This is a genomic window from Saccharothrix sp. ALI-22-I, from assembly GCF_001984175.1.
GTDB lineage: Bacteria > Actinomycetota > Actinomycetes > Mycobacteriales > Pseudonocardiaceae > Actinosynnema.
In genome coordinates this window covers 129728-154315 of sequence record NZ_MTQP01000065.1, presented here as the reverse complement: position 1 = coordinate 154315, position 24588 = coordinate 129728, and the positions used below count along the sequence as shown (strand labels likewise).

The following is a 24588-nucleotide window of genomic DNA, read 5'->3' as shown; positions in this document are numbered from 1 at the left end:
AACCGATGAGCCGCGGGATAGGGGTTGAGGGCCCGCGGGTGACCGTAGGCTGTCCCGGTGTCGATCGAAGTGGCGGTGCGGGCCGAAGCGGCGCTGGGTGAGGCCCCCACGTGGGACCACGCCAGCGGAACGTTGCTCTGGGTGGACGTCCTCGGCAACGAGGTGCACCGCTACAGCCCGTCGCGTGACGACGACGCGGTCCTCGAAGTGCCGCAGCACGTGGGTGCGGCGAAGCCCCGGTCCAGCGGTGGTCTGGTGGTGAACCTGCGCGACGGGGTGGCCTTGATCGACCGGGACGGCGCCAAGACGTGGCTGGTCTACTGGGCGCGGGACGGCGTGCGCGGCAACGACGCGGCGGTCGACCCGGCGGGGCGGCTGTGGGCGGGCACGATGCGCTACGACGAGGAGCCGGGCGGCTGGCTGGCGCGGGTGCAGCCCAGCGGTGACGCGAAGGTCGTGCTGGACAAGGTGAGCGTCAGCAACGGCATCGGCTGGAGCCCCGACGCCAAGCTCATGTACTACGTCGACTCGGCGGAACGGCGGATCGACGTGCTGGACTTCGACCGCGACACCGGTGAGGCGACGAACCGCCGTCCGCTGGCCGACGTGCACCGGGGGTTGCCGGACGGGCTCACCGTGGACTCGTCCGGGGCGGTCTGGGTGGCGTTGTGGGGCGGGGCGGCGGTGCACCGGTACACGCCGGACGGGCGACTGGACGTGGAGATCGAACTCCCGGTGGGCCAGCCGACCGCGTGCTGCTTCGGCGGCATCGACTTCACCGACCTCTACGTGACGACCGCTCGCGTCGGGCTGAGCGAGGACGCGTTGAGCGAGCTGGCCGGTTCGGTCCTGGTGATCCCCGGCGCAGGCGAAGGCCTGCCCTCCACCGCCTTCGCCGGCTAGCCACTCCTGAACGTTCAACTCAGCCGTCCCGAACGTAGGACACGCGCGTTCCCAACGTTGGACACGCGCGTTCCCAACGTAGGACACGCGCGTTCTGAACGTTCGGCTCTCGGGGTCTGGGGTTCGACTCTCGGGGGTTAGAGGGTGTAGGTGGCGCCGGGGGTGGCGAGGGTGACGGGGCCGGGGAAGGCGTTTTCGGCGTCTTTGAGGATGCCGTCGCGGTCGGACCAGGGCAGCACGTGGGTGAGGACGAGGCGGTGCGCGCCGGCGGACGTGGCCACCTCGCCCGCTTCGCGGCCGCTCATGTGCAGGTAGTTGGCGCGGCCCGCCTGTTCCCGCCACGCCGAGTCGGCCAGCAGGAGGTCGGCGCCTTCGGCGAGCCGGACCAACTCCGGGCACGGGACCGTGTCGCCGGAGAACACCAGCGACGCGCCCTCGTACGAGATGCGGAACCCGTAGGCCTCGCAGATGTGCCGCATGGCGGCCACCTCGACGTCCACCGGCCCCACCGCGTACTTCCCCGGTGCGAGCGGCACGAAGTCGAACGTGTCGGTCAAGTCCGTCGCCGCCAACTCGGCGCGGCCGGCGGCGTGCGCGGCGGCGAGGCGGGACGGCGCGTGCGCCGGCGCGAACACCGGCAGCCGGCGTTCGGTGACGTCGTAGGGCGGCTCGGGGTGCTCACGCCGGTAGACGGTGAGCGAGCTGAAGTCGGCGCAGTGGTCGAGGTGCAGGTGCGACAGCAGGACGGCGTCGATGTCGAACGGGTCGCAGTGCCGCATGAGCGCGCTGAACACCCCGCTGCCCAGTTCCACCACGATCCGGACGCCGCCCGCCTCCACCAGGTACCCGGAGGTGGGCAGATCAGGTCCCGGGGCACTGCCCGCGCACCCGAGCACCGTCAATTGCATGGGCGGAACGATAGCAGCCCAACGGACGGCAAAAATGCGGGAAAGACCATGGGTCGGAGCCGCGAACATAGATCCCCTATAAGTTCACTCGAATGCATCAACCCGCGCAGGACGGAACTATCTGCGGCTTACCGAAGTCGGGCGAGAGCCCGGCATGTCGACCAACGGATGCGCAGGTGAGCGGCTTATCACAACGACCACATCGCGTTGGACTGAACGGGCGGCGGTATTCGTGGAAGCGTCCAGTGGCGAACTTCCCGCCCCCGAGCCCGGGCCGACACCCGAATGGCTTCTTGAAATCGCGTGGCGGTCACGCAAAGGACGTCCGCGAATCAGGTGAGCGATAGCTCTCGCCCCTCCCCCGGAGCAGGCGGCGTGAGACGGCACGAGGCGGCACGGGTGCTCGACCCACGATCGGGCGAGCCGGCGGTCGCGCGGTCGGCAACACCTCGCCGGTCGCCCGAAAGTTTCTCCGTGTAAACCACGCCACCAAATGGGTGCATTGTGTGTTCGTGCAGCTCAGCACACCATTTGAGACTCGCAACTTCACGAAACTCGTTGTCGACGGCGGCGCGGTGAACACATAGTGACGACAGCTCTCGACGTGACCTCAAGGAGGAGGAAATGGTCTTGAGAAGCCTTCTGGCCGTGGTGCTGATGCTCGCCGCTGCGTTGTTCTCCACGAGCGCCGCCGGCGTCGCCGGCGCCGCGAACGCCGTATCCGGCGGACCCACCGCCCTCGCGTGCAACGGGTACGTCGCACTGACCTACGACGACGGGCCGAACCCGCAGACCACTCGCTCCCTGCTGGCCGCCCTGCGCGCGGCGGGTGCTCGGGCCACGTTCTTCGACATGGGCTCACGCGTGCAGCAGCAGCCGCAGTTGGCGCGGGAGACCAACTCGGCCGGCATGTGGTTGGCCAACCACTCGTGGTCGCACCCGTACCTGACGAACCTGAGCGCGGCGGCCGTGGCCAAGGAGTTGGGCGACACGCAGAACGCGATCCGCAACGCCACCGGCGTGACGCCGACCCTGTTCCGCCCGCCGTACGGCGCGACGAACGCCACCGTGCAGAACGAGGCGAGCAAGCTCGGCCTGCGGCAGGTCACCTGGTCGGTCGACACGCAGGACTGGAACGGCGCGTCCACCGACGCCATCGTCCGCACGGCGACCGGCGCGAACGCCGGCGCGATCGTGCTCATGCACGACGGCTACCAGAGCACGATCAACGCCGTGCCGCGGATCGTGCAGGGCCTGGCGGCCAAGAACCTGTGCCCCGGTCGCATCAACAGCTCCGGACAGGTGGTGGCACCGTGAGAACCCGCGCGAAGGTCCTGAGCGCCCTCGCCACCTCAGTCGTCGCCACGGCGGCCTTCGTGCTGGCCTTCGTGGCCGCACCGCAGGCGTCGGCCGCCACGCTCACCGAAGTCACCGGCCCGGCGTTCCACTCGGGCACGGACTTCGCCCGGCTGGCCGACCAGTACGGCCAGGTGCTCAAGACGCCGCAGGAGTGGGGCGACATCGCGCGTTCCGCCTACCCCGGCTACAGCGGCGCACGGCCGCGCGTGCAGCTGTGGCACGACACGGCGGACGACATGCTGCGGTACCCGAACTTCGGCGAGGAGATCGACCAGTGGACCAACGTCCTGTCCACCACGCCGACGGCCACCGACAGCCCGCAGTCCGGCTGGACCCGCACCCGTTACTAGCACCACAACCACCACGCCGACGACAACCACCACGGGCAACCCGCCGACCGGTGGCTGCAAGGTCACCTACGGCGTCAACGCCTGGAACACGGGTCTGACCGCGAGTGTCACCGTCGCCAACACCGGCACCAGCGCCATCAACGGCTGGCAGCTCGCGTTCACCCTGCCCAGCGGGCAGACCATCACCAGCGGGTGGAACGCCACGTACTCACCGACCAGCGGTGCCATCACGGCGCGCAACGCGTCCTACAACGGCACCATCAACCCGAGCGGGTCGGTCGACATCGGGTTCCAGGCCACCCACAGCGGCAACACCGGCAAGCCGACCTCGTTCACGCTCAACGGAGCCGCGTGCGCGATCGCTGAAATACCGGCTGGAATACCGGCTGCAACGAGGAGAAGGGCCCCGCGCGCTGCGGGGCCCTTCTCCTGTCCTACCAAGGCTTTCCGGTCCTACAAAGGCTTCCGGTCCTACCGACGCTCCCGGGGGCGTCACGCCCAGAGGTGTCCGTCGAGCCGTTCAGCGGCCTCGTCCAACGTGCCCGCGTACGCGCCGGTGGACAGGTACTTCCACCCCGCGTCCGCCACCACGAACGCCACGTCCGCCGACTCGCCGCGCGCCGCCGCCTTCTCCGCCGCGGCCAGCGCCGCGTGCAGGATCGCGCCGGTGGAGATGCCCGCGAAGATGCCCTCCACCTCCAGCAGCTGCCGGGTGCGGCGCAGCGCGTCGTACGAGCCGACCGAGTAGCGGCCGGTCAGCACCTCGGCGTCGTACAGCTCGGGCACGAAGCCCTCGTCGAGGTTGCGCAGGCCGTACACCAGCTCGCCGTACCGCGGCTCGGCCGCGATGATCTGGATGTCCGGCTTCTGCTCGCGCAGGTACCGACCGGTGCCGACCAGGGTGCCGGTGGTACCCAGGCCCGCGACGAAGTGCGTGATCGTCGGCAGGTCCTTGAGCAGCTCGGGCCCGGTGCCGTCGTAGTGCGCGCCGGGGTTCGACGGGTTGCCGTACTGGTAGAGCATCACCCAATCGGGGTTCTGCCCGGCCAGTTCCTTCGCCAACGCCACGGCCTGGTTCGAGCCGCCCGCCGCGGGCGAGTACACGATCCGCGCGCCGTAGGCCTGGAGCAGCTGCTTGCGCTCGGTGGACGTGTTCTCCGGCATCACGCACACCAGGCCGTAGCCCTTGAGCTTGGCGGCCATGGCGAGGGAGATGCCGGTGTTGCCCGACGTCGGTTCGAGGATCGTGCAGCCCGGCGTGAGCACCCCGGTCCGCTCGGCCTCCTCGATCATCATCAGGACCGGGCGGTCCTTGATCGAGCCGGTCGGGTTGCGGTCCTCCAGCTTCGCCCACAGCCGCACGTCCTTCGACGGCGACAGCCGGGGCAGGCCCACCAGGGGCGTGCCACCGACCGTGTCGAGCAGTGACTCGTACCGGGCCACGATGAATCCTCCGTCGGTGGATCAGGCCGGATCGGCCTGGATCGGCCTGGCTCAGCCGCCGGCGACGGCCGGGAGGATGGTCACGGTGTCGCCGTCCTTGACCGCGGCTTCGAGGCCGCCCGCGAACCGCACGTCCTCGTCGTTGACGTAGACGTTGACGAACCGGTGGAGCGCGCCTTCCTTGACCAGGCGCTGCTTCAGGCCACCGTGGTTGGTCTCCAAGTCGTCGATGACCTGGGCGAGCGTCTCGCCCGCGGCCTCGACCGACTTCTTCCCGCCCGTGTGGGTGCGCAGGATCGTGGGGATGGAGACGATGACGGCCATGCTGGAACCTCCGAGGAGCCGGGTTTGGTGAAGGTGGTGCGAAGACGCAGCTCAGGGACAGTCGGGCGTGTCGTCGGCGCCGGTGTGGGCGAACATGTACGACTCGACGACCTCGACCGGTTCTTCGGTCACCACGCCGTCCACGATCCGGTAGGAGCGCAGCTCGTGCTGCTCCGGGTCCCGGGTGGAGATCAGGACGTAGTGCGCGTTCGGCTCACTGGCGTAGGAGATGTCCGTGCGGGACGGGTACGGCTCCGTCGCGGTGTGCGAGTGGTAGACGACGACCGTCTCTTCGTCGTTGCGTTCCATCTCGCGGTGCACCCGGAGCTGTTCCATCGAGTCGAAGCGGTAGAAGGTCGGCGAGCGCTCGGCGTTGTCCATCGCGACGAACCGCTCCGGGCGGTCGGAGCCCTCGGGGCCCGCGATGATCCCGCATGCCTCATCCGGGTGGTCACGACGGGCATGAGCCACCATCGCGTCCACGAGGTCACGGCGAATCACCAGCACGCCTTCATCCTACGTGGTGGGGGAAGGTGTCCCGCCGTGTGAGAACCCGCACTACACCGGTTCGCGGACCGGCTCGCGGACGCTCGCGGAAGCCGTCGAATACCCCGGCCGGGCGCCCAGCAGACCGCCCCCGCCCAGCAGACCGCCCGCGCCGAGCGCCGCCAGCCCGAGCGCCGAGACGCCCCTGGCCACCACGCCGAACCCGTGCCCGCGCAGCCGGAACGACGTGAGGTAGCACACGTCCGCCGCCGCGTTCGCGACCAACTGCACGAACGCCGCCCGCCGCTGCTTCTCGTCCAACGTCCCGTACTCGGCCAGCTCCGTCGCCAACGACGCCGGCGCCACCGCCAACCCGGCCCCGATCGCCACCCGAGCCGCCCTGCTGCCACCCGGCATCAAATCCAACGCCGCCGACGCCGCGTACAACCCGATCGGCAACACCACCACAGCCGGATGCACCGGCCGCCCCCAAGCCCGCTTGCCCAGCAGCCCCGTCACCTCACGCCGCCGCAACGCCGCCGGCACCACCTCCGCCAACGCCCCGGCCGCCTTGTCCACCGCCGGACTAGTCCGCACCCACCTGAACACCCTCTGCACACCCGACATGCCCTCCGGGTACCCACCCCCAGCCCTCCACACCCCCTCCACCCCTTCGAGGCCCATCCCACCCCTCACTCCCTCACCCCCGAGAGTCGAACCCCCAGGACCGATGAGTTCAACGCTCAGAACGCGCGTGTCCAACGCTCAGAACGCGCGTGTCCAACGTTCGGAATGGGTGAGTTGAACGTTCGGAATGTGGGGTGGGTGGGCGGTTAGGGGTTTTGGGCTGCGTGTTCCAGGGCGTCGGCGGCGGTGGTGCAGAGGTCGTTCAACGGGGTGCCGGTTGGCGCGCCTGTGGCCACGGCGAACACGGTGGCGGGCACCGTCACGCCGGCTCGTGCGAACCCGTCGTGCGCCGACATCGCGACCCTTCGGCATTCGGCCGGACCGACTTCGGCATCCACCACGACCAGGCCCACCGCTGTGTCGCCGACGACGGCCAGGGCCGTGGGCACGTCGTCGGACGCCGCTTCACAGGCCGCGTACCCGTCGCCCGAGGCGAGCCCCAAAGCCGCCGCCGCGGGCACGATCGGCACGACCTCGAACGGCCGCACGCCCACCGGGAACCCGTGCCCGCGCTCCGCCAACCACCGCACGACCCCGTCGGCAGCCGCCAGTCCACCACCGGCCAGCACCACCGCGTGCACCCGCTGCACCAACGTCGACGGGTCCAGCAAGTCCAGCTCACGCGTCCCTACCGGCGCACCGCGAACGTCCACCCCGGCCACCGCGCCGGCAGGCGTCAACAGCACCGCCACCCCTGGCGCGCGCCCGACCAGCATCAGCTCATGACCGCTTCGACCAGCGTCTCCTGCACCCACGTCAGCCAGTGGTACACGCCGAGGTGCGGCGACCGCGGGTCGTCCGGTGGCAGCTCGTCCGGCATGTCCTCCTGCACGTCCAACGCCGTCCCGAGCGCCAGCCGCACGTCGTTCAACGCCGACAGCCAAGCCTCGGCCTGCTCCAACGCCAACCGCACCTCACCGCCGTCGGGCGGGCACGTCTCCAGCACCACCGCCGCGACACCGGTCTTGAGGTCCAGCAGCTCCGGCTCGTGCAACGACCGCAGCGCGTTGGCCGAATCGACCTCGGCCGGGTCGGGCGCGTCCGGATCGAGCCGGTGGAAGTCGGGCAGGAGTCTGCCCAGGATCGGGTCGTCGGGCGGCGTGGACGGGCCGGTGCGGATGCCGGTCAGCTCCGCCAACTCGTCCTGCGGCGCCTCTTCGGCACGTGCCAGCAGCATGTCCTGGATCTGGCTCACCAGGCCGCGCACCACCGCGGCCTCCTGCCGGTCGAACCGGCCGAGCACCACATCGCCGGTGCGTGTCCACTTCTTCACGACGAACGCTGCATGGTCGCCCAGAGCCCGGCCGCGTGCAGCTTGGCCACGTCGGCCTCCACTTTGTCCTTGCTCCCCGACGACACGATCGCCCTGCCCTTGTGGTGCACGTCCAGCATCAACTTCGTCGCGTGGTCGCGGCTGTACCCGAACAGCTTCTGGAACACGTACGTCACGTAGGACATCAGGTTCACCGGGTCGTTCCAGACCAAGGTCTGCCACGGGCGGTCCTCCGTGCGGACCTCCTCGCCGGCCGGGTCAACCTGCGTCCGCTCATGCTCGACGGGCGTGGTCATACCGCCAATGGTGTCATGTTCTCGTCGGTGGTGGAGCCCACAGGTCCACGTGTGTGCACGGGCCTGGGCTTCTGCGCGCACGGGCCTAGGCTCTGTCCCCATGTCGACGTCGCTGTTCACCGACCACTACGAGTTGACGATGCTCGCCGCAGCGCTGCGCGACGGCACCGCCGACCGGCCGTGCGTCTTCGAGGTCTTCGCCCGACGATTGCCCGAAGGCAGGCGGTACGGCGTGGTCGCCGGCACCGGCAGGCTGCTGGACGCGATCGCCGACTTCACCTTCTCCGAGCGTGATCTGGAGCTGCTGGAGCGGACGAACGTGGTCGACCGGGCCACCCTGTCGTGGCTCGCCGACTACTCGTTCACCGGGGACGTGGACGGCTACCCGGAGGGTGAGCTGTACTTCCCGGGCTCGCCGATCCTGTCCGTGCGGGCGCCGTTCGGGGTGGGCGTGGTGCTGGAGACGCTGGCGCTGTCGATCCTCAACCACGACAGCGCGATCGCGTCGGCGGCGGCGCGGATGGTCGGTGCGGCCAACGGCCGGCGGATGATCGAGATGGGGTCGCGCCGCACGCACGAGGAGGCAGCGGTGGCGGCGGCCCGTGCCGCGTACCTGGCGGGGTTCACCGCGACGTCGAACCTGGAGGCGGCGCGGCGGCACGGCATCCCGACCGCCGGGACGTGCGCGCACGCGTTCACGCTGTTGCACGACAGCGAGGAGGAGGCGTTCCGGTCGCAGGTCGAGGCGTTGGGTGTGGGGACGACGCTGCTGGTGGACACCTACGACATCACGAACGGGATCAAGACGGCCGTGCAGGTCGCGGGGCCGTCGCTGGGGGCGGTGCGGATCGACTCCGGTGACCTCGGCGTGCTGGCGCGGCAGGCGCGGGACCAGCTGGATTCGTTGGGGGCGCGGAACACCCGGATCGTGGTGTCCGGCGACCTGGACGAGTACTCGATCGCGATGCTGCGGGCGGAGCCGGTGGACGCTTACGGCGTGGGCACTTCGCTGGTCACGGGGTCCGGCGCGCCGACCGCGGGCATGGTCTACAAGCTGGTCGAGGTGGAGGGGCGACCGGTGGAGAAGCGCAGCTCGCACAAGGAGTCGCGCGGTGGGCGGAAGAACGCGTTGCGGCGGCACAAGGAGACCGGGACGGCATTGGAGGAGGTCGTGTTCCCGCACTCGGCGGAGCCGTCGCTGGGGGCGCACGACCGGCTGCTCGCCGTGCCGCTGATGCGTGCTGGACAACGGGTGGACGGCGTGGACACCCTGGGGGAGAGCCGGGAACGGCTGCGTGCCGCCCTGGTGACCGTGCCGTGGGAGGGGCTGAAGCTGTCCCGCGGCGAGCCCGCGATTCCGACGACTTTCCTGCAGGGGGCGTGATGAGCAAGGCGCTGATCGTGGTGGATGTGCAGAACGACTTCTGCGAGGGCGGCTCCCTGGCGGTGGCGGGTGGTGCGGCCGTCGCGGCGGCGATCTCGGCGCACGTGGCGTCCTCGTCGTACGACCACGTCGTGGCGACCCGTGATTATCACGTGGAGCCGGGGTCGCACTTCAGCGAGACGCCGGATTTCGTGGACTCGTGGCCGGTGCACTGCGTGGCGGGGACGGCCGGGGCGTCGTTCCACCCGGAGTTGGACGTGACGGCGGTGGAGGCGGTGTTCTCCAAGGGGGCTTACGCGGCGGCGTACTCGGGGTTCGAGGGGGCGTCGGGGGCGGGTGAGCGGCTGGCGGACTGGTTGCGGGCGCGTGGGGTGGAACAGGTGGACGTGGTGGGGATCGCCACCGATCACTGCGTGCGGGCCACCGCGTTGGACGCCGCTGCCGCCGGGTTCTCGACGACCGTGCTGCTGGACCTGACGGCCGGGGTGGCGTCCACGACGGTGGACAACGCGTTGACGCAGCTCGGCGAGGCCGGCGTGACGCTGTCCGGAACACCCCGCCTCAGCTGACCCAACCGCGATCCGCACGTTCTGAGCGTTCAACTCGGGTGTTCCGAACGTTGGACACGCCTGTTCTGAACGTTGGACACGCGCGTTCTCAACGTTGGACACGCGCGTGAGTCGTACGTTCGCGTCGCGAGAGTCGAACGCTCAGGTAGGGCGAGTTCAACGCTCAGGACGGGGCACGGGTGTCCTGAGCGTTGAACTCACGGGGCCTGAAGGTTCGACTCTCGGGGTCTGGGGGTTCGACTCTTGGGAGTTGGGGGTTGGGGTCAGGGGGTGGGTGAGCAGGCGGTGGTGCCTAGGAGTACTTCGCCGGTGAGGGTGGAGGCGGGGGTGAAGCGGAGGTGGAGGAGGTTCATCGCGATGCTGCCGTCGTTAAGGGTGGGGAGGGTCGTCTCGCCGAAGGTGGCGGTGGCCAGGAGGGTGCCGTGGGGGTCTTTGACCTCGTGGACGTGGTTGGCGGGGAGCTGCTCCGGTAGGCCGGGGAAGCCTTGAATGCCGCCGAGCGACAGGCCGGCGTTGGTGCCGGACTCGGTTGCGGTGCAGGTGACCTTCCACCTGGCCACGCGCAGGCGTGGGCCGCCCGCCGGGATCAGGGCGGACAGTTCGAAATCGGTGCCGGTCGCCTCGGACGTCGTGGTCGTGGTGCTGTTCGCCGGGTCCACGACCGTCGTGGTGCACGACGACGTCCCGGCGCCGAACCGGACGCCCGGGCGGACCACCGGCTCGGCTTTGTTGGACGTCGTCCCGTCCACCGCGCACGGCGCCAGCGGCGGCACGCTGACCTGCTTGCCCGCCTTGCCGAACTCGGCGGAGCCGACCGACGCGACGCCCGCCGGGTTGGCCGCCCACGCGGGCGGCGCGACGACCAGGCCGAGCACGAGCGCCGCGGTCAGAGCCCCGACCCGGCGCGCTCTGATCTGCTTCATGGTGTTGCCCTTTCGGTTTCCATCCCAGAGGGACTATCGAACTCAGGGGCAGGTGAGCTGACGGTCTCGCGCGCACATCACCCGTAAGAGGAAAGACCGATACCCGGTCGAGTGACTAATAACCCGGTGCGATCAAGATGGAATCCGCACAGGCAAGGGCAGACTGGAAAAATCACTCGGCAAACCGATCAATCGCTCCAACGCGCCGCGCACCCGGGACGCGGCGCAGCCGTCGCCGAACGGGTTGTGCCCCAGCGGCAGCCGCAGTCGCGCGCCGAGCACCCACCCCGCCTCTGCGACGATCCGGATCGGATCGGTGCCGACCAGCCACGCGCAACCCGCCTCCACCGCGGACATCCGCTCGGTCGTCTCGCGCAGCACCAGCACCGGCACCCCGAACGACGGGGCCTCCTCCTGGATGCCGCCGGAATCGGTGAGCACCAGCGCGGCCCGGCGCAGCGCGCGCACGAGGTCCGAGTAGTCCAACGGCTCCGTCACCACGATCCGGTCGTGCCCGCCGAGCACGTCACGTGCCGCCGCCCGCACAGCCGGGTCGGGGTGCACGGGCAGCAGCACGCGCACGTCGGGGTGTCGGTCGGCGATGGTCCGAACGGAGTGCAGCACGCGTCCCAGCGGCTCACCCCACGACTCACGCCGGTGCACGGTGACCAGCACCAGACGTTCGGAGCGCTCGTCGAGCACGCGTTCCAGCAACGCGAGGTCCGGGTCGCGGGCGGGCAGGTCGGCGGCGGCGACTCGTTGCACGGCGTCGACCACGGTGTTGCCGGTGACGACGATCTCGCGGCCCGGCAGGTTCTCGCCGACGAGCACGGCGGCGGCGTCGTCGGTCGGCGCGAGGTGCAGGGTGGCGATCCGGGCGATCATCTGCCGGTTGCCCTCCTCGGGGAACGGTCTCGCGAGGTCACCGGTGCGCAGGCCGGCTTCGAGGTGCGCCACCGGGATGCCCCGCCAGAACGCCGTGAGCGCGCCCGCCAGTGCGGTGGTCGTGTCGCCCTGCACGAGGACGACGGCAGGGTCGCGGGTCCGCAGCACCCGGTCGAACTCCAGTACCAGGCGCGCGAGCAGTTCCGCCCGGCTGCCGGTGGCCCGTGGCACGTCCAACTCGATGTCCACGAGCAGGTCGAACGCGCGCAGCGCCGGTTCCACCATGCCGGGATGTTGTCCACTGCGGACGATCACGGGCCGGAGCACCGGGTGGTCGGCCAGCGCCAAGGCCACCGGTGCGATCTTCACCGCTTCGGGTCGGGTGCCCACCAACAGCATTACTTCCTTCACCTTGCTCCCTACGTTCAAATAGTCCAAAGCCGAGTAGTCCAAGCGCAGGTAGTGCAGAGCGGGTGCGGTGCCCCGGAGCGCCCTGGGGGTGTGGGCGGCTCCGGGGCACACGCGCGCTACTCGTCGGCTGTCGCTCGTCGCCCGCGGACCGCGTGGGTCGGGAACAGGCCGGTCACGAGGAGCACCGCACCGGCCACGACCCACCACGTGACGCCGGCGCCGGTAGCCGCCAACGAGCCGATTCCCGTGCCGACGGCCACGCCACCGCCGGGGAACCGGTACACGCTCAGACCGCCACGAGTTCGTGCCGGCCGCGGATCGCCGCGGCGACGACGGGCGCACCGAACAGGGCGAGCAGGCCGAGTCCGATCCACAGGCCCTCACCGGAGGCCATCGCGATGGGCAGACCGGCCGGGCCGCAGGTGGCGGACGACAGCACCAGGTCACCGGTGCCGATGGAGCCGAGCGCGCCCCCGATGAGGATGAGGCGGAGGGCGTTGACCGTGAGGCTGCCGTCGGCATTGTGGATCTGCTCGTTGAACACGAACTTCGCGATGTCCACGCCGAGGAGGTCGACGTCGACGGCGGTGTTGGGCGCGGGGTCGGCGTCGATCGCGCCCAACCTGCCGAGCTTGAGCCCGGCGAGCTTCGACTTGCCGGTGAGGCCCTTCTGGGTGGCCGCGCACTCGGCTTCGACCAGTTCGGCGGACACACCGCCGGTGACGGTTTCGAGCAGGTCCAGCCGCACGTCTGCGGCGCCGGCCCTGGAGTGGACGCCGCCGGTCTTGTCGTCCCTGGAGGCGGACGCGTTGATCACGCCCGTGTTGACGGTGTGCGGCAGGTCCACTCCCGCGAACGTGGTGGAGGTCGGGCCGTTCGCGTCAGCGTCGGCGAACGGGCCGGCGGCGAAGGGGTCGGCGGCGAAGGGGTCGGCCGACACCGCGTGGCCGCCCAGCAGCGACAGGTTGAGCTTCGCGCCGTAGGCCGAGGCGTCTCCGAGTGCTGCCGAGGCAGGCGCGGCGCCGACCACCACCGCCGCGACGGCGACCAGTCCCGCCACAGCGGCGCGGCGCCTCATTCGCACACGCATCGAACTCCTTTCTCGAAACCTCGTATCGAGACAATCACCCCAATCGACGCTCAACCGGTTGAGTTAGAGATTGCCGACCGTAAAGGGGGACGACCACCACTCGAATCGCCCAACTGCTGCCACCGAAAGTGGGTCAACAAGACCGAAAAGGTTTCACTTTGTCACTCGATCCGGGGGTGATGTTTGCCGTACGCATGTCCGATGACCATCAGCAGCCCTATCGGGCTATCCCCGATCGATGAAACGGAAGCGTTCAGTGACGTTTGCTGTGCTCCGTACCGAACACCTCAGCGCATCTCAACCGGGTGGTCGTCGTCGTCCTGGTGACGGCTGCGGCCGGCCTCCGTGCCCATCACGTCGTGGCGCGCGTTCCTGCGTGACGTGGCCAACTTTGTAGAGCTTCGACAAAGACCGAACGAGTGATCGCCGGTTAGCCTGCGGGAGAAGTCGATCCCTCTGGGAGGTCCCTCGTGTCCGTCCTCGCCGTTCCCGGCCGTCGCGCGGTGCTCGCCGACTTGGTCCCGGGCGCTCTCGCGCGTGACATCGCCCTGGTCGTCGCGGGCGCCGGGCTGACCGGGCTGGCCGCCCAGGTCGCGCTGCCCGTGCCGGGCAGCCCGGTGCCGATCACCGGCCAGACGTTCGCCGCCCTGCTGGTGGGCGCCGCCCTCGGGTGGCAGCGCGGTGGCGCGTCGATGGTGCTCTACCTGATCGCCGGTGTCGCCGGTGTGCCGTGGTTCCAGGGCGGTTCGTCGGGCACGCCCGCGTCGCTCGGGTACGTGGTCGGGTTCGTGTTCGCCGGCGCGCTCGTCGGCCACCTGGCCGCGCGTGGCGGTGACCGGACGCCGTTGCGCACCGTCGGCACGATGGCGTTGGGCAACCTGGCGATCTACGCGTGCGGTGTGCCGTGGCTGATGGCCGCCGCCGGCGTCGGCTTCACCAAGGCCCTGCAACTGGGCGTAACCCCGTTCCTCCTGGGCGACGCACTCAAGATCGCCCTGGCCGCCGGCCTCCTCCCCACCACCTGGGCCCTCCTCAACCGCAAGTAACCCCAGAGCCCCACCTCCACAACCCGCGTGTCCAACGTTCGGAACGCGCGTGTCCAACGTTCGCGTCGCGCGTGTCCAACGTTCGGAACACCCGAATTCAACGCTCAGAACACGAAACGCGGGTCCGGCCGACTGTGACGGGGTGGGCGGGTACGGTCTTCGCCGTGCCCGCCACCACCGCGATCCCCGACACCAGAACGTTGCTCGCCGTCGCCGTGGAAGCGGTAGGCGGAGCCGAACGCCAAGGCCAGGTCGACATGGCCGAAGCGGTCGAGCGGTCGATCCGGACGGGCGAGCACCTGGCCGTCCAGGCGGGCACCGGCACCGGCAAGTCGTTGGCGTACCTGGTGCCGTCGCTGCGGCACGCGGTGGCCGAGGAGTCGACGGTCGTCATCTCCACCGCCACCATCGCCCTGCAACGCCAGCTCGTGGACCGCGACCTGCCCAGGCTCGCCAAGGCGTTGCGCAAGGAGCTGGGCCGCGAGCCGCGGTTCGCCATCCTCAAGGGCCGCCGCAACTACCTGTGCATGCACCGCCTGCACACCGGTGCGCCGGACGAGCCGGAGGAAGCGGGCCTGTTCGACCCGTTCGCGGTGTCCAAGATGGGCCGTGAGGTCAAGCGCCTGCACGAGTGGTCGTCCGACACCGAGACCGGTGACCGGGACGAGCTCGTGCCGGGCGTCACGGACCAGGCGTGGCGGCAGGTCTCGGTGACGGCGCGCGAGTGCCTCGGCGTGAACAAGTGCCCGATCGGCGTGGACTGCTTCGCGGAGAAGGCACGTGCCGAGGCGGGCAAGGCGGACGTCGTGGTGACCAACCACGCGATGCTCGCCGTGGACGCCCTGGAGGGCTACCAGGTCCTGCCGGACCACGACGTGGTCGTGATCGATGAGGCGCACGACCTGGTCGACCGGGTGACGTCGGTGGCGACGGAGGAGCTGAGCGCGTCCCTGGTGGCCACGGCCGCACGGCGTTGCGGGCGGCTCATCGACCAGAACGTGGCCGACCGGATGGCCGAGGCGAGCGACGGCCTGGCGATGATCCTGGAGGAGTTGCCGGTCGGCCGGCTCGACAGCCTGCCTCAGGCGCTCGCCGGGGCGTTGCGGGCGACGAAGGACGCGGCGCACGCGTGCATCACGTCGTTGGGGCCGGAGCGCAAGGAGGACGTGGACGGCGCGACGTCACGCAAGCTGGCGTTGTCGCTGTTGGACGACGTGCACGACTGCGCGGCGCGGATTCTGACGGCGTTCGACGAGGACCACGACGTGGTGTGGGTGTCGGGTGACTTCGCGGATCGCAACAAGGCGCCGTCACTGCGGGTGGCGCCGTTGGGGGTCGGCGGGCTGCTGCGGGAGCGGCTGTTCGCGAAGCGGACCACAATCCTGACGTCGGCGACGCTCACGTTGGGTGGCACGTTCGACACGTTGGCCCGGCAGTGGGGGCTGCCGGCGGCTTCCAACGCGAAGAAGGCCGAGGGGACGGCGACCGACAAGGAACCGCCGTCGGACGTGAGCGGGCCGCGGTGGAGCGGTCTGGACGTCGGCTCGCCGTTCGAGCACGGCAGCAGTGGGATTCTGTATGTGGCGAGGCATTTGCCGCCGCCGGGGCGTGACGGGCTGCCTCCGTCCTATGTGGACGAGATCGAGGGTCTGGTGAACGCGGCGGGTGGGCGTACTTTGGGGTTGTTCTCGTCCATGCGTGCGGCGAAGGCGGCAGCCGAGGCGTTGCGGGGCAAGGTCGACTACCCGGTGCTGTGCCAGGGTGACGACGCCACGGGGCAGTTGGTGAAGCGGTTCGCCGAGGATGCGGAGACGTGCCTGTTCGGCACGTTGTCGCTGTGGCAGGGCGTGGACGTTCCGGGGCCTGCGCTGCAACTCGTGGTGATGGACCGCATCCCGTTCCCCCGGCCGGACGACCCGTTGGCGTCGGCGCGGCAGAAGGCGGTGGAGTCCAGGGGCGGCAACGGTTTCCTCACCGTTGCGGCGACCCACGCGGCGCTGCTGCTGGCTCAGGGCGCGGGGCGGCTGCTGAGGTCGATGAGCGACAAGGGTGTCGTGGCCGTTCTGGATTCGCGCCTGGCCACGGCACGGTACGGCGGGTTCCTGCGCGCCTCGCTGCCGCCGTTCTGGACGACGTACGACCCGGAGGTCGTGCGGGCGGCGCTCAAGCGCCTCGACGCGGCGAGTGCCTGACCCTTCGCCATCACCACACAAACGTGCAGGTCGCGTGTTCTGAGCGTTCAACTCGCCTGTTCTGAACGTTGGACACGCGCGTTCCCAACGTTGGACACGCGCGTTCTGAACGTTGGACACGCGCGTTTTGGACGTTGGACACGCGGGGGTGGGGGTTAGCCGTCTACTAGGAGGCCGCGTAGGGGGCCTTGTAGGCGGCTGGCTCGGCGGGAGACGCCTGGTAGGGCGGTTATTCGGTGTTTGCCGGGGGAGTTCAGGGTGGGGCGCCAGAGGGTGTCGATTACGTGGTCCGGGGGGCCGGAGACGTCTGGTTCGGGGAGTTGCAGGTGTTCGGACCAGAGGCGTAGGCGGGTGTGAAGGGCGATCTCGGGGTCGTCGGTTACTACGTTGACCTCGGTGTCGTTGAACAGGGAGTGTTCGTTGAGGTTCGCTGAGCCCAGGGTCAGCCATCGGTCGTCGATGATGGCCAGCTTGGCGTGGACGTAGACCGAAGAGGACGTTTCGCCGTCGTGTGACGACAGGGTGGCGGCGACCAGGCGGTGGTTGCCGTCGTCGGCGTCCAGCAGGCGTCCTAGTTGGCCGCGGGTGGTGTCGGCGCCGTTGGTCGGTTTGCGGGGTAGGACCAGGACGATGCGGAACCGCGGGTCTGGTGGGTTGCGCAGCTTCGAGATGAGGATCTCGGTCACTTCGGGGGACCAGAGGAACTGGTTCTCCAAGTAGATCAGGCGAGAAGCGGAGCGCAACGCTCTCAGGTACGAGTCGAGCAGGCTGAATTCGCCGCGTGGTGCGAAGTCGTAGGTGCGCTCCGGGATTGTTCGCACCAGTTGGGCTGAGGACGACCCTGCCGGGGTCAAGGGCGGCACGGATAGCGGAGGTGGCAGGGACTCGCGGGCGATCTCCTGCCAGCGCTGTCTGAAGTGTTCGGCGACGTCGGCGACGATCGGGCCTTCGAGGCGCGCGCTCAGGTCGTGCCAGCCCAGTGGTTCGCGGGGCGGGTGGGACGCCGTGTCGTGCCGGTCGCCGTCCAACGCGGTCAGGTCCATTCCGCCGACGAACGCCACCGAATCGTCCACCACCACGATCTTCTCGTGGTGGCAGTGCAGCGTCCGCTCCCGCGAGTCGACCGCGCACGACACCGCGCTACCGCGCATGAACTCCCGTTGAGCCGCCAGCACCCGCGCACGGGTCGGCTCGAACAGCGGCACCGGCGGCCCCGCCCACAGCAGCACCCGCACCGGCACACGAGCGGCGGCGGACGCCAGCAACTCGCGCAACGTCGGTGAGTCAGGGGTTCGGGTCAGGCGGAAGTCCGGGCTGGCGCACCACCCGGCGATGTGCACGGATCGCCGTGCCGAGGCCACGGCCGACGCGATGGCGGGCAGCACCTCGTGCCCGTCGATCAGCACCTCGATCCGGTTGCCGGACCGCACGGGCCGTCGAGGCGTCCACCACCCCGTGTCGGAGGAGAACACCGAGCCCCAGCCCAGCTTGCGCAACCGCCTGGTGTGGTGCGAGCACAACAAGCTCTCCAGCCCGTCACCGAGCCGGGCGTCCAGCACGTCCAACAGGCCCACGACGGGGATGGTTACCGCAAAACCGGCAAACCAAACGTCAGCCCGAACGTCAGCGGAAGTCGGCGACGTGGTCCAACTCGGCGGAGTCGGACGACTCCGAACCGTGAGGACCGATGTAGGTCAGCTCACGGCCTGTTCACGGCCACCGTCGCCGTTCCGGGCGCGACCTCCGTGTACCCGGCGTCCCGCACCAGCACGACGTCCGGACGCGCCACCAAGGCGTCCCAAGCGGCGGCGGACGGTGTCCGGACCGCGCACCGGTAGTCCAGCGCCGCCCACTCCTTCAGCTCGGCGTCGGACAGGTGCGGTGCGAGCAGCATCGACGCGTGCCCGACCTGGGCCGCCGCCTTACCCGCCGTCATCTCCACGCGCGGGTTCAGCCACAGTTCGTGCGCACCGGGGGGCACGGGACCGGGCGTGTCGGAGGGCAGCTCACTGCCCGAGATCTGCAACCGGCTCAGCTCCTTGGGCAGGTCGACGACCCGACCGGGCACGAACGCCCGCACCGAAGCGCTGCCCACGGTGATCGTCACGCCCGGCAACGCCTGCACGGCCTCCCAGTGCGCGCCACGGGCCCGCCGCGACACCTTCCGGATGCGGCCGCGCACCCACGCCACCAGCTCGTCGTGCCACTCCCCGTCCGGCTCCGCGCGCTCGTCCAGGCACACCGCGATGGCCGCCGCAGCCGCAGCCTCCAGCACGTCCGTCCGGGACGGCGGCGCGGACCGTTCGATCCGCAGCACCACCGGCATGGCCCGCACCGACTCCGGGTCTTCGGTATCGGCCGCGTAGTGCCGGTCGACGAGCATCCGCAGGATCGGGTTCACAGCCGGTTCAGCTCCATACCGTCCGCCGCGTCCGCGGCCTCCACCTCGGCCCGGGTCACGCCGAGCACGAACAGCACCGCGTCCAGGAACGGGTGCGACAGCGCGGTGTCGGCGACCTCCCGCAACGCGGGCTTGGCGTTGAACGCGATACCCAGCCCGGCCGCGCCCAGCATGTCGATGTCGTTCGCACCGTCACCGACAGCAACCGTCTGGGCCGGCGGAATCCCCTGCTCCTGCGCGAACCGACGCAACGCCACCGCCTTGCCCGCCCGGTCCACCACCTCGCCGAGGACCCGACCGGTCAGCTTCCCGTCCACGATCTCCAGCTCGTTGGCCGCGCAGAAGTCCAGTCCCAGCTCGTCCACCAGCCGCTGGATCACCCTGGTGAAGCCGCCGGACACCACACCGCAGCGGAACCCGAGCCGCTTCAACGTCCGCACGGTCGTGCGCGCGCCGGGCGTCAGCTCCAACGACACCGCGACCTCGTCCAGCACCGACTCGTCCAGACCCTCCAGCAACGCCACCCGCCGCCGCAGCGACTCGGTGAAGTCCAGCTCCCCGCGCATCGCCGCGTCGGTGATCTCCTTGACCTGCGGTTCCACCCCGACGTGCGCGGCCAGCATCTCGATCACCTCGCCCTGGATGAGCGTGGAATCGACGTCGAACACCACGAGCCGCTTGGCGCGCCGGGTCAGCCCGGCCCGCTCCACCGCGATGTCCAACCCGCCGCGCACCGACACCTCGGCCAACGCCGACCGCAGCTGCGCGTCACTCTCCGGCGTGTCGTCGGCCACGGAAACCCGCAGCTCAAGGCCGGTGACCGGGTAGTCGGCCACGCCCCGGATGGCGTCGATGTTCACGCCGAGCGACGCCAACCGCCGGGCCACCTCGGTGAACGCGCGGGCGGTGACCGGGCGGCCGAGCAGGATCAGCACGTGGCTGGACTCCAGCCGGGCGGTGCGCTTGGAGTCGGCGCCGATCTCCACCTCGACGTGCATGGACACCGTCGCCATGGCTTGCTCGACGGCCTCCTGCAACCCCTCCGGGTCGTGGTCGGCCGCGACGAGCACGCCGAGCACCAGCCGGCCGCGGATGACGACCTGCTCGACGTCGAGGATTTCCACGCCGTGCCGGGTCAGCACCGCGAACAACACCGAGGACACCCCCGGTTTGTCCGGTCCGGTGACCGTGATCAGGACGGGCGTGGCGCTGGGCTTGCTCACTGGTGGCTCCTATGCCAGACATGCCAGACAGAGGCGAGCCCCGACGACCAGGAGGAGGTCGTCGGGGCTCGTCGTTGAACCTGGGTTCAGGTTACAAGCGTTACTTGTGGTCGCCCTCGGTGTTCTCCGAGGCTGTGCCCGATTGCACAGCGCCGGCGGCCACTTCGGACGGCGCGCGCTTGGCGTCCTCGTGCGCGATGGCCTTGCCGGTGAACGTCACGTGCGCTTCGCTGTGCAGCCGCTCGATCATGTGCGGGTAGTGCAGCTCGAACGCCGGACGCGCCGAGCGGATGCGCGGCAGCTCGGTGAAGTTGTGCCGCGGCGGCGGGCAGGAGGTGGCCCACTCCAGCGAGTTGCCGAAGCCCCACGGGTCGTCCACGGTGACCGTCTCGCCGTAGCGGTAGCTCTTGAAGATGTTCCAGATGAACGGCAGCGTGGACGCGCCCAGGATGTACGCGCCGATCGTGGAGATCGTGTTCAGCGTGGTGAAGCCGTCGCTGGGCAGGTAGTCCGCGTACCGGCGCGGCATGCCCTCGTTGCCCAGCCAGTGCTGCACCAGGAACGTGGCGTGGAAGCCGAGGAACGTGGTCCAGAAGTGCAGCTTGCCCAGCGGCTCGTCCAGCATCCGGCCGGTGATCTTCGGGAACCAGAAGTAGATGCCCGCGAAGGTGGCGAACACGATCGTGCCGTACAGCACGTAGTGGAAGTGCGCGACCACGAAGTACGTGTCCGACACGTGGAAGTCGATCGCCGGCGCGGCCAGCAGGATGCCGGACAGACCACCGAAGAGGAACGTGACGATGAAGCCGATGCTGAACAGCATCGGGGTCTCGAACGTCAGCTGCCCCTTCCACATCGTGCCGATCCAGTTGAAGAACTTGATACCGGTCGGCACCGCGATCAGGAACGTCATGAACGCGAAGAACGGCAGCAGCACCGCACCGGTGGCGTACATGTGGTGCGCCCACACGGCCACGGACAGCGCCGCGATGCCGAGCGTCGCGTAGACCAGGCCGTTGTAGCCGAAGATCGGCTTGCGGCTGAACACCGGGAAGATCTCGGACACGATGCCGAAGAACGGCAGCGCGACGATGTAGACCTCGGGGTGACCGAAGAACCAGAACAGGTGCTGCCACAGGATCACGCCGCCGTTGGCGGGGTCGAACACGTGGGCGCCGAGGTGGCGGTCGGCCAGCAGGCCGAACAGCGCGGCGGTCAGGATCGGGAACGCCAGCAGCACCAGGACGCTGGTGACCAGGATGTTCCAGGTGAAGATCGGCATCCGGAACATGGTCATGCCGGGCGCCCGCAGGCAGACCACGGTGGTGATCATGTTGACCGCGCCGAGGATGGTGCCCAGACCGCCGACGATCAGGCCGGAGATCCACAGGTCGGCGCCGACGCCGGGCGAGTGGATGGCGTTGGACAGCGGGGTGTAGGCGAACCAGCCGAAGTCGGCCGCGCCACCCGGCGTGAGGAAACCGCCCATCACGATCAGGCCGCCGAACAGGTACAGCCAGTACGAGAAGGCGTTGAGCCGCGGGAACGCCACGTCCGGCGAGCCGATCTGGAGCGGCAGGATGAAGTTGGCGAAACCGAACACGATGGGCGTCGCGTACAGCAGCAGCATCACCGTGCCGTGCATGGTGAACAGCTGGTTGAACTGCTCCTGGGACAGGAACTGCATACCCGGGCGTGCCAGCTCGGTCCTCATCAGCATGGCCATCGCGCCGCCCACCATGAAGAAGGCGAACGACGTGACCAGGTACATGATCCCGATCTGCTTGTGGTCCGTGGTGCGGAACATCCGCAGCAGGAACGAACCCTTGACCGCCTCGCGAGTCCCGAAGGGCCGCGTTGCGATCGGCTGCGGGGCTACGGCCGTCACGGTGCCTCCTGCACTGTCTGGTTCTGGCTTCGCCGGTGGACGGGGCCGCCGGCTCATCGGATCGTAGACGGGTGGGTTCCGGGGGTGTCGGCTGGGCCGCCCCCTGGATCAAGTGAGGTAGCGCAGGTCACAACCGTCGCGGGTCGCACGCGTCGAGGGCCGCTCCCGGCGGTGCGGGAGCGGCCCTGTGGTTCGACGCGGGTCGGCGGCGGTGTCCGACCCGGGGGTCAGCGGCGCAGCAGGCCGCGGAGCTTCGGCGAGGCGACGAACGCGGCGCCGGCGGCCACCAGGGCCAGGCCGAGGACCAGCATCCAGGTGCCGTCGAAACCGGTGTTGGCCAGCGCGTTCTCGGCGCCGGCCGCAGCCGCGGCCGTGGTGGTCGTGGTCGCCGCGGCGGCTTCGGTGGTGGTGCTCACCGGGGTGGACGAGGCGGTTTCCTCGACCGGCGTCTCGGGCGTCGTGGGCGTCGTGGACTCCCCCGGGACCTCTTCGGCGCAGAAGAACCAGTGGCTGATCGCGGGGATCTCGGCGGCACCCTTGTTGTCGTGCTCCGGGGAGTGCAGGTCCTCCCACGGGAACTCGTCGAAGTTGGCCGACGAGTAGACGTTGTAGGCGTTGGCGCCCTTCACCACGACACCGGTGACGGTGTAGCCCTCAAGACCGCCGGTGATGGTGAGGTGGGTGGAGGTCGCGGTGTTGACCAGCGTCGGCGTGTCGCCGTCGACATCGCCGTCGAACGCCTCGCCCGTCAGACCCGCCTTCACGCACGCGTCGTCCCAGTTCCATTCCAGGTTGCCGCTGTGGGACACGGCGCGGTCGTCGCCCGACGGAGGCGGGGGCGTCTCACCGGGGGTGGCCGAGGCGATGCCGCTCAGCAGGCCGGTGGCGGCCAGGGCGAGCAAGGCGGCGGTTCTGGCAAGGCGGCGGGTGGTCATGCGCATGGGTGCTGCTCCGCAGGTTTCGAGGGCCGACCGGGGGATCGAACTACACCGGACACCCCTCTATCGAGGTAGGCCATTCGCGCGAAGCGGGTTGCCGTCTATTCGTTATGACACGGTGATGTTGAAACCCGGCGGTGGCCACAAAGGACCACCACCGGGTGACGTGAGCGTCACGGCACGGTCAGTGATGTCGGCCGGGAGGTCGCTCGTTACGCGGTCAGCGGCGCAGTCGGGCGCGGACCTTCGGCGAGACGAGCAAGGCGCCCGCGGTCAGCAGGGCGAGGCCCAGCAGGACCAGCCACCAGCCGTTGAAACCGGTGTTCGCGAGGGTGTCGCCCGAGTCGGGGCTGACGAATACCGGGGCGCGGGTGGTCGTCGGGAGGATCACGCCGGGCACTTTCGTGGTGGTGGTCGTCGGGACGACCGTGGTGCTCGGGACCGTCGTGGTGGTCGGAACGGTGGTGGTCGTCGCGTCCGTCGTCGTCGTGGTCGTCGTGGTCGGCTTGGTCGTGGTGCTCGGCTTGGTCGTGGTGCTCGGCTTGGTCGTGGTGCTCGGCTTCGTCGTGGTGCTCGGCTTCGTCGTGATGCTCGGCTTCGTCGTGGTGCTCGGCTTCGTCGTGGTGCTCGGCTTCGTCGTGGTGCTCGGCTTCGTCGTGATGCTCGGCTTCGTCGTGCCGGTTCCGCCCACGGTCGTGGTGGTCGTGGTGGGAGGCGTCTTGGTGTCCTCGCAGACGAACCAGTGGCTGATCCCCGCCGGTTTGTCGCTCTCGGCCAACGGCGCGTGCAGGTCCGTCCACGGAATCCCGCCGACGTCTTCGGCGCGGTAGACGTTGTAGGCGGGGCCGCCCTTCACCACGACACCGGTGATCCTCGCGTCCTTGGGGGTCGACGTGATGTCGATGAAGGTGCCGTCGCTGCTGAACGAGCCGGACGGGAGTGTCGCCTCGTTGCCGGCCAGGCCCACTTTGTCACAGGCGTCACCGGGTTGACCGATGTCGATGTTGCCTGTGACGGCGGTCGCGCGCGGGTCACCGGAGGCGGGTGAGTCCGGCGCGGCCGACGCCACCGAGGTGATCACCCCGGTGGCGATCACGGTGAACAGCGAAACTGCTCCGAACAGAAGGCGAGTTGTCTTACGCATCTACGCTCCACGGGCTCGATGAGCTGATCAGCGGATCAGACTGCTCCTTGTAGCTCTATCGCCTTAGTCCGTTCAGCACATTCGCTCCGTAATCAAGTTGTTATCCCCTGTTCGCGCGCCCTGCCAGAATTCACCCGGTGGAGACCTCCGCGGTGGTGCGTGAAGTCGGGGTGCCGGCCGGTCGGCTCGGGTTGCCGGGCGACGATCCGGAGGTGCTGGAGGACGGTTACAACCTGCTCGGGCGGTCCTGTGTGGAACGACTTCGAGGACGCGTGGCGCGGGCCGGTCGGGTGGGACGTGGCGTGCGCGAACAGCCTGTTCGACGAGCCGATCCCGTACCCGGCGGCGGACCTGGCGTTCTGGCTGGAGCTGCGCGGGCTGTTCGGCGTGTGCTGGACGCGGGTGCGCGACCTTTACCGAACCCGAACACTGCCGCGGCCCTGATCCGGGGCGCGCCCGTGCCAC

25 protein-coding genes and 2 pseudogenes are annotated in these 24588 nt (G+C 69.6%); 9 read left to right on the top strand and 18 right to left on the bottom strand.

From position 1 onward, the window contains the following. The first annotated feature begins 57 nt into the window (after nucleotides 1–57). Nucleotides 58–903, top strand: a complete 846-nt coding sequence (locus ALI22I_RS27485; protein ID WP_077008442.1) for an SMP-30/gluconolactonase/LRE family protein — start codon at nucleotides 58–60, stop codon at nucleotides 901–903. Nucleotides 904–1040: 137 nt separating this feature from the next. On the opposite strand, the gene ALI22I_RS27480 is transcribed toward ALI22I_RS27485, so the two are convergent. After that, nucleotides 1041–1811: an MBL fold metallo-hydrolase gene (locus tag ALI22I_RS27480; protein ID WP_077008441.1), complete on the bottom strand. Its 771-nt coding sequence runs from the start codon at nucleotides 1809–1811 to the stop codon at nucleotides 1041–1043. A gap of 624 nt (nucleotides 1812–2435) precedes the next feature. Here ALI22I_RS27480 and ALI22I_RS27475 point away from each other — a divergent pair. From ALI22I_RS27475 to ALI22I_RS52510, 3 genes and pseudogenes are all read left to right on the top strand, one after another. Continuing rightward, a complete protein-coding gene (locus tag ALI22I_RS27475) occupies nucleotides 2436–3128 on the top strand; it encodes a polysaccharide deacetylase family protein (RefSeq protein WP_077008440.1) in 693 nt (230 codons plus the stop codon). A 167-nt stretch (nucleotides 3129–3295) separates the two neighbouring features. After that, nucleotides 3296–3517, top strand: a pseudogene (locus ALI22I_RS52515) (PHB depolymerase family esterase); the annotation flags it as partial. Between the two features lie 97 nt (nucleotides 3518–3614). Beyond that, nucleotides 3615–3815 (top strand): annotated as a pseudogene (locus ALI22I_RS52510) (cellulose binding domain-containing protein); the annotation flags it as partial. Between the two features lie 197 nt (nucleotides 3816–4012). Here ALI22I_RS52510 and ALI22I_RS27460 read toward each other — a convergent pair. The 7 genes from ALI22I_RS27460 to clpS all read right to left on the bottom strand — a co-directional run bounded on the left by ALI22I_RS27460 (nucleotide 4013) and on the right by clpS (nucleotide 8029). After that, complete coding sequence (locus ALI22I_RS27460; protein ID WP_077008438.1) at nucleotides 4013–4963, bottom strand: PLP-dependent cysteine synthase family protein; 951 nt, start codon at nucleotides 4961–4963, stop codon at nucleotides 4013–4015. Nucleotides 4964–5014: 51 nt separating this feature from the next. Continuing rightward, complete coding sequence (locus ALI22I_RS27455; protein WP_077008437.1) at nucleotides 5015–5287, bottom strand: MoaD/ThiS family protein; 273 nt, start codon at nucleotides 5285–5287, stop codon at nucleotides 5015–5017. 51 nt (nucleotides 5288–5338) lie between these two features. Next, entirely contained in the window at nucleotides 5339–5794 is a 456-nt protein-coding gene (locus ALI22I_RS27450; RefSeq protein WP_077008436.1) for a Mov34/MPN/PAD-1 family protein, read from the bottom strand. Nucleotides 5795–5845: 51 nt separating this feature from the next. Continuing rightward, nucleotides 5846–6370: a DUF2231 domain-containing protein gene (locus tag ALI22I_RS27445; RefSeq protein ID WP_143532460.1), complete on the bottom strand. Its 525-nt coding sequence runs from the start codon at nucleotides 6368–6370 to the stop codon at nucleotides 5846–5848. 236 nt (nucleotides 6371–6606) lie between these two features. Next, a complete protein-coding gene (locus tag ALI22I_RS27440) occupies nucleotides 6607–7176 on the bottom strand; it encodes a P1 family peptidase (RefSeq protein ID WP_077008434.1) in 570 nt (189 codons plus the stop codon). Continuing rightward, the gene (locus ALI22I_RS27435) at nucleotides 7176–7733 is read right to left on the bottom strand and encodes a DUF2017 domain-containing protein (protein ID WP_083752050.1); all 558 of its coding nucleotides are present in this window, start codon (nucleotides 7731–7733) and stop codon (nucleotides 7176–7178) included. The genes ALI22I_RS27440 and ALI22I_RS27435 overlap by 1 nt, the downstream gene beginning before the upstream one ends. Further along, nucleotides 7730–8029: an ATP-dependent Clp protease adapter ClpS gene (gene clpS / locus ALI22I_RS27430; RefSeq protein ID WP_033438448.1), complete on the bottom strand. Its 300-nt coding sequence runs from the start codon at nucleotides 8027–8029 to the stop codon at nucleotides 7730–7732. The genes ALI22I_RS27435 and clpS overlap by 4 nt, the downstream gene beginning before the upstream one ends. A gap of 100 nt (nucleotides 8030–8129) precedes the next feature. On the opposite strand from clpS, the gene ALI22I_RS27425 reads away from it, so the two are divergent. Together ALI22I_RS27425 and ALI22I_RS27420 are read left to right on the top strand one after the other, a co-directional pair. Next, nucleotides 8130–9413 (top strand): nicotinate phosphoribosyltransferase, encoded by a 1284-nt coding sequence (locus ALI22I_RS27425; protein ID WP_077008433.1) that lies wholly within the window; start codon nucleotides 8130–8132, stop codon nucleotides 9411–9413. After that, a complete protein-coding gene (locus ALI22I_RS27420; protein WP_077008432.1) occupies nucleotides 9413–9982 on the top strand; it encodes an isochorismatase family protein in 570 nt (189 codons plus the stop codon). Before ALI22I_RS27425 ends, ALI22I_RS27420 begins: the two co-directional genes overlap by 1 nt. A gap of 263 nt (nucleotides 9983–10245) precedes the next feature. On the opposite strand, the gene ALI22I_RS27415 is transcribed toward ALI22I_RS27420, so the two are convergent. From ALI22I_RS27415 to ALI22I_RS27400, 4 genes are all read right to left on the bottom strand, one after another. Continuing rightward, nucleotides 10246–10905 carry a hypothetical protein gene (locus ALI22I_RS27415; protein WP_077008431.1) on the bottom strand — a complete coding sequence of 220 codons (660 nt, stop codon included), beginning with the start codon at nucleotides 10903–10905 and terminating at the stop codon, nucleotides 10246–10248. A 132-nt stretch (nucleotides 10906–11037) separates the two neighbouring features. Then, nucleotides 11038–12201, bottom strand: coding sequence for a non-hydrolyzing UDP-N-acetylglucosamine 2-epimerase (wecB, locus tag ALI22I_RS27410; RefSeq protein WP_143532459.1), 1164 nt, complete (start codon nucleotides 12199–12201; stop codon nucleotides 11038–11040). Between the two features lie 116 nt (nucleotides 12202–12317). Beyond that, nucleotides 12318–12485 (bottom strand): peptidase, encoded by a 168-nt coding sequence (locus tag ALI22I_RS27405; protein ID WP_077008429.1) that lies wholly within the window; start codon nucleotides 12483–12485, stop codon nucleotides 12318–12320. Nucleotides 12486–12487: 2 nt separating this feature from the next. Then, nucleotides 12488–13291, bottom strand: coding sequence for a choice-of-anchor P family protein (locus ALI22I_RS27400; protein WP_077008428.1), 804 nt, complete (start codon nucleotides 13289–13291; stop codon nucleotides 12488–12490). Nucleotides 13292–13761: 470 nt separating this feature from the next. On the opposite strand from ALI22I_RS27400, the gene ALI22I_RS27395 reads away from it, so the two are divergent. Further along, nucleotides 13762–14337, top strand: coding sequence for a biotin transporter BioY (locus ALI22I_RS27395; protein WP_077008427.1), 576 nt, complete (start codon nucleotides 13762–13764; stop codon nucleotides 14335–14337). A 164-nt stretch (nucleotides 14338–14501) separates the two neighbouring features. Continuing rightward, entirely contained in the window at nucleotides 14502–16529 is a 2028-nt protein-coding gene (locus tag ALI22I_RS27390; protein ID WP_077008654.1) for an ATP-dependent DNA helicase, read from the top strand. A 155-nt stretch (nucleotides 16530–16684) separates the two neighbouring features. Here the strand turns inward: ALI22I_RS27390 and ALI22I_RS27385 are convergent, their stop codons facing one another. The 6 genes from ALI22I_RS27385 to ALI22I_RS51225 form a co-directional block, all read right to left on the bottom strand. Further along, nucleotides 16685–18103 (bottom strand): phospholipase D-like domain-containing protein, encoded by a 1419-nt coding sequence (locus tag ALI22I_RS27385; protein ID WP_083752048.1) that lies wholly within the window; start codon nucleotides 18101–18103, stop codon nucleotides 16685–16687. 125 nt (nucleotides 18104–18228) lie between these two features. Then, complete coding sequence (locus ALI22I_RS27380) at nucleotides 18229–18912, bottom strand: peptidyl-tRNA hydrolase (protein ID WP_083752080.1); 684 nt, start codon at nucleotides 18910–18912, stop codon at nucleotides 18229–18231. Between the two features lie 14 nt (nucleotides 18913–18926). Beyond that, complete coding sequence (gene serB, locus ALI22I_RS27375; protein ID WP_077008424.1) at nucleotides 18927–20153, bottom strand: phosphoserine phosphatase SerB; 1227 nt, start codon at nucleotides 20151–20153, stop codon at nucleotides 18927–18929. Nucleotides 20154–20253: 100 nt separating this feature from the next. Continuing rightward, nucleotides 20254–22041: an aa3-type cytochrome oxidase subunit I gene (ctaD, locus tag ALI22I_RS27370; RefSeq protein WP_077008423.1), complete on the bottom strand. Its 1788-nt coding sequence runs from the start codon at nucleotides 22039–22041 to the stop codon at nucleotides 20254–20256. A gap of 227 nt (nucleotides 22042–22268) precedes the next feature. Continuing rightward, on the bottom strand, nucleotides 22269–22982 hold the full coding sequence (locus ALI22I_RS27365; RefSeq protein WP_077008422.1) for a hypothetical protein: 714 nt from the start codon (nucleotides 22980–22982) through the stop codon (nucleotides 22269–22271). A 217-nt stretch (nucleotides 22983–23199) separates the two neighbouring features. Beyond that, the gene (locus ALI22I_RS51225) at nucleotides 23200–24123 is read right to left on the bottom strand and encodes an LPXTG cell wall anchor domain-containing protein (RefSeq protein WP_179118380.1); all 924 of its coding nucleotides are present in this window, start codon (nucleotides 24121–24123) and stop codon (nucleotides 23200–23202) included. Nucleotides 24124–24372: 249 nt separating this feature from the next. On the opposite strand from ALI22I_RS51225, the gene ALI22I_RS27355 reads away from it, so the two are divergent. Then, entirely contained in the window at nucleotides 24373–24567 is a 195-nt protein-coding gene (locus ALI22I_RS27355; protein ID WP_077008420.1) for a hypothetical protein, read from the top strand. Nucleotides 24568–24588: the final 21 nt, after the last annotated feature.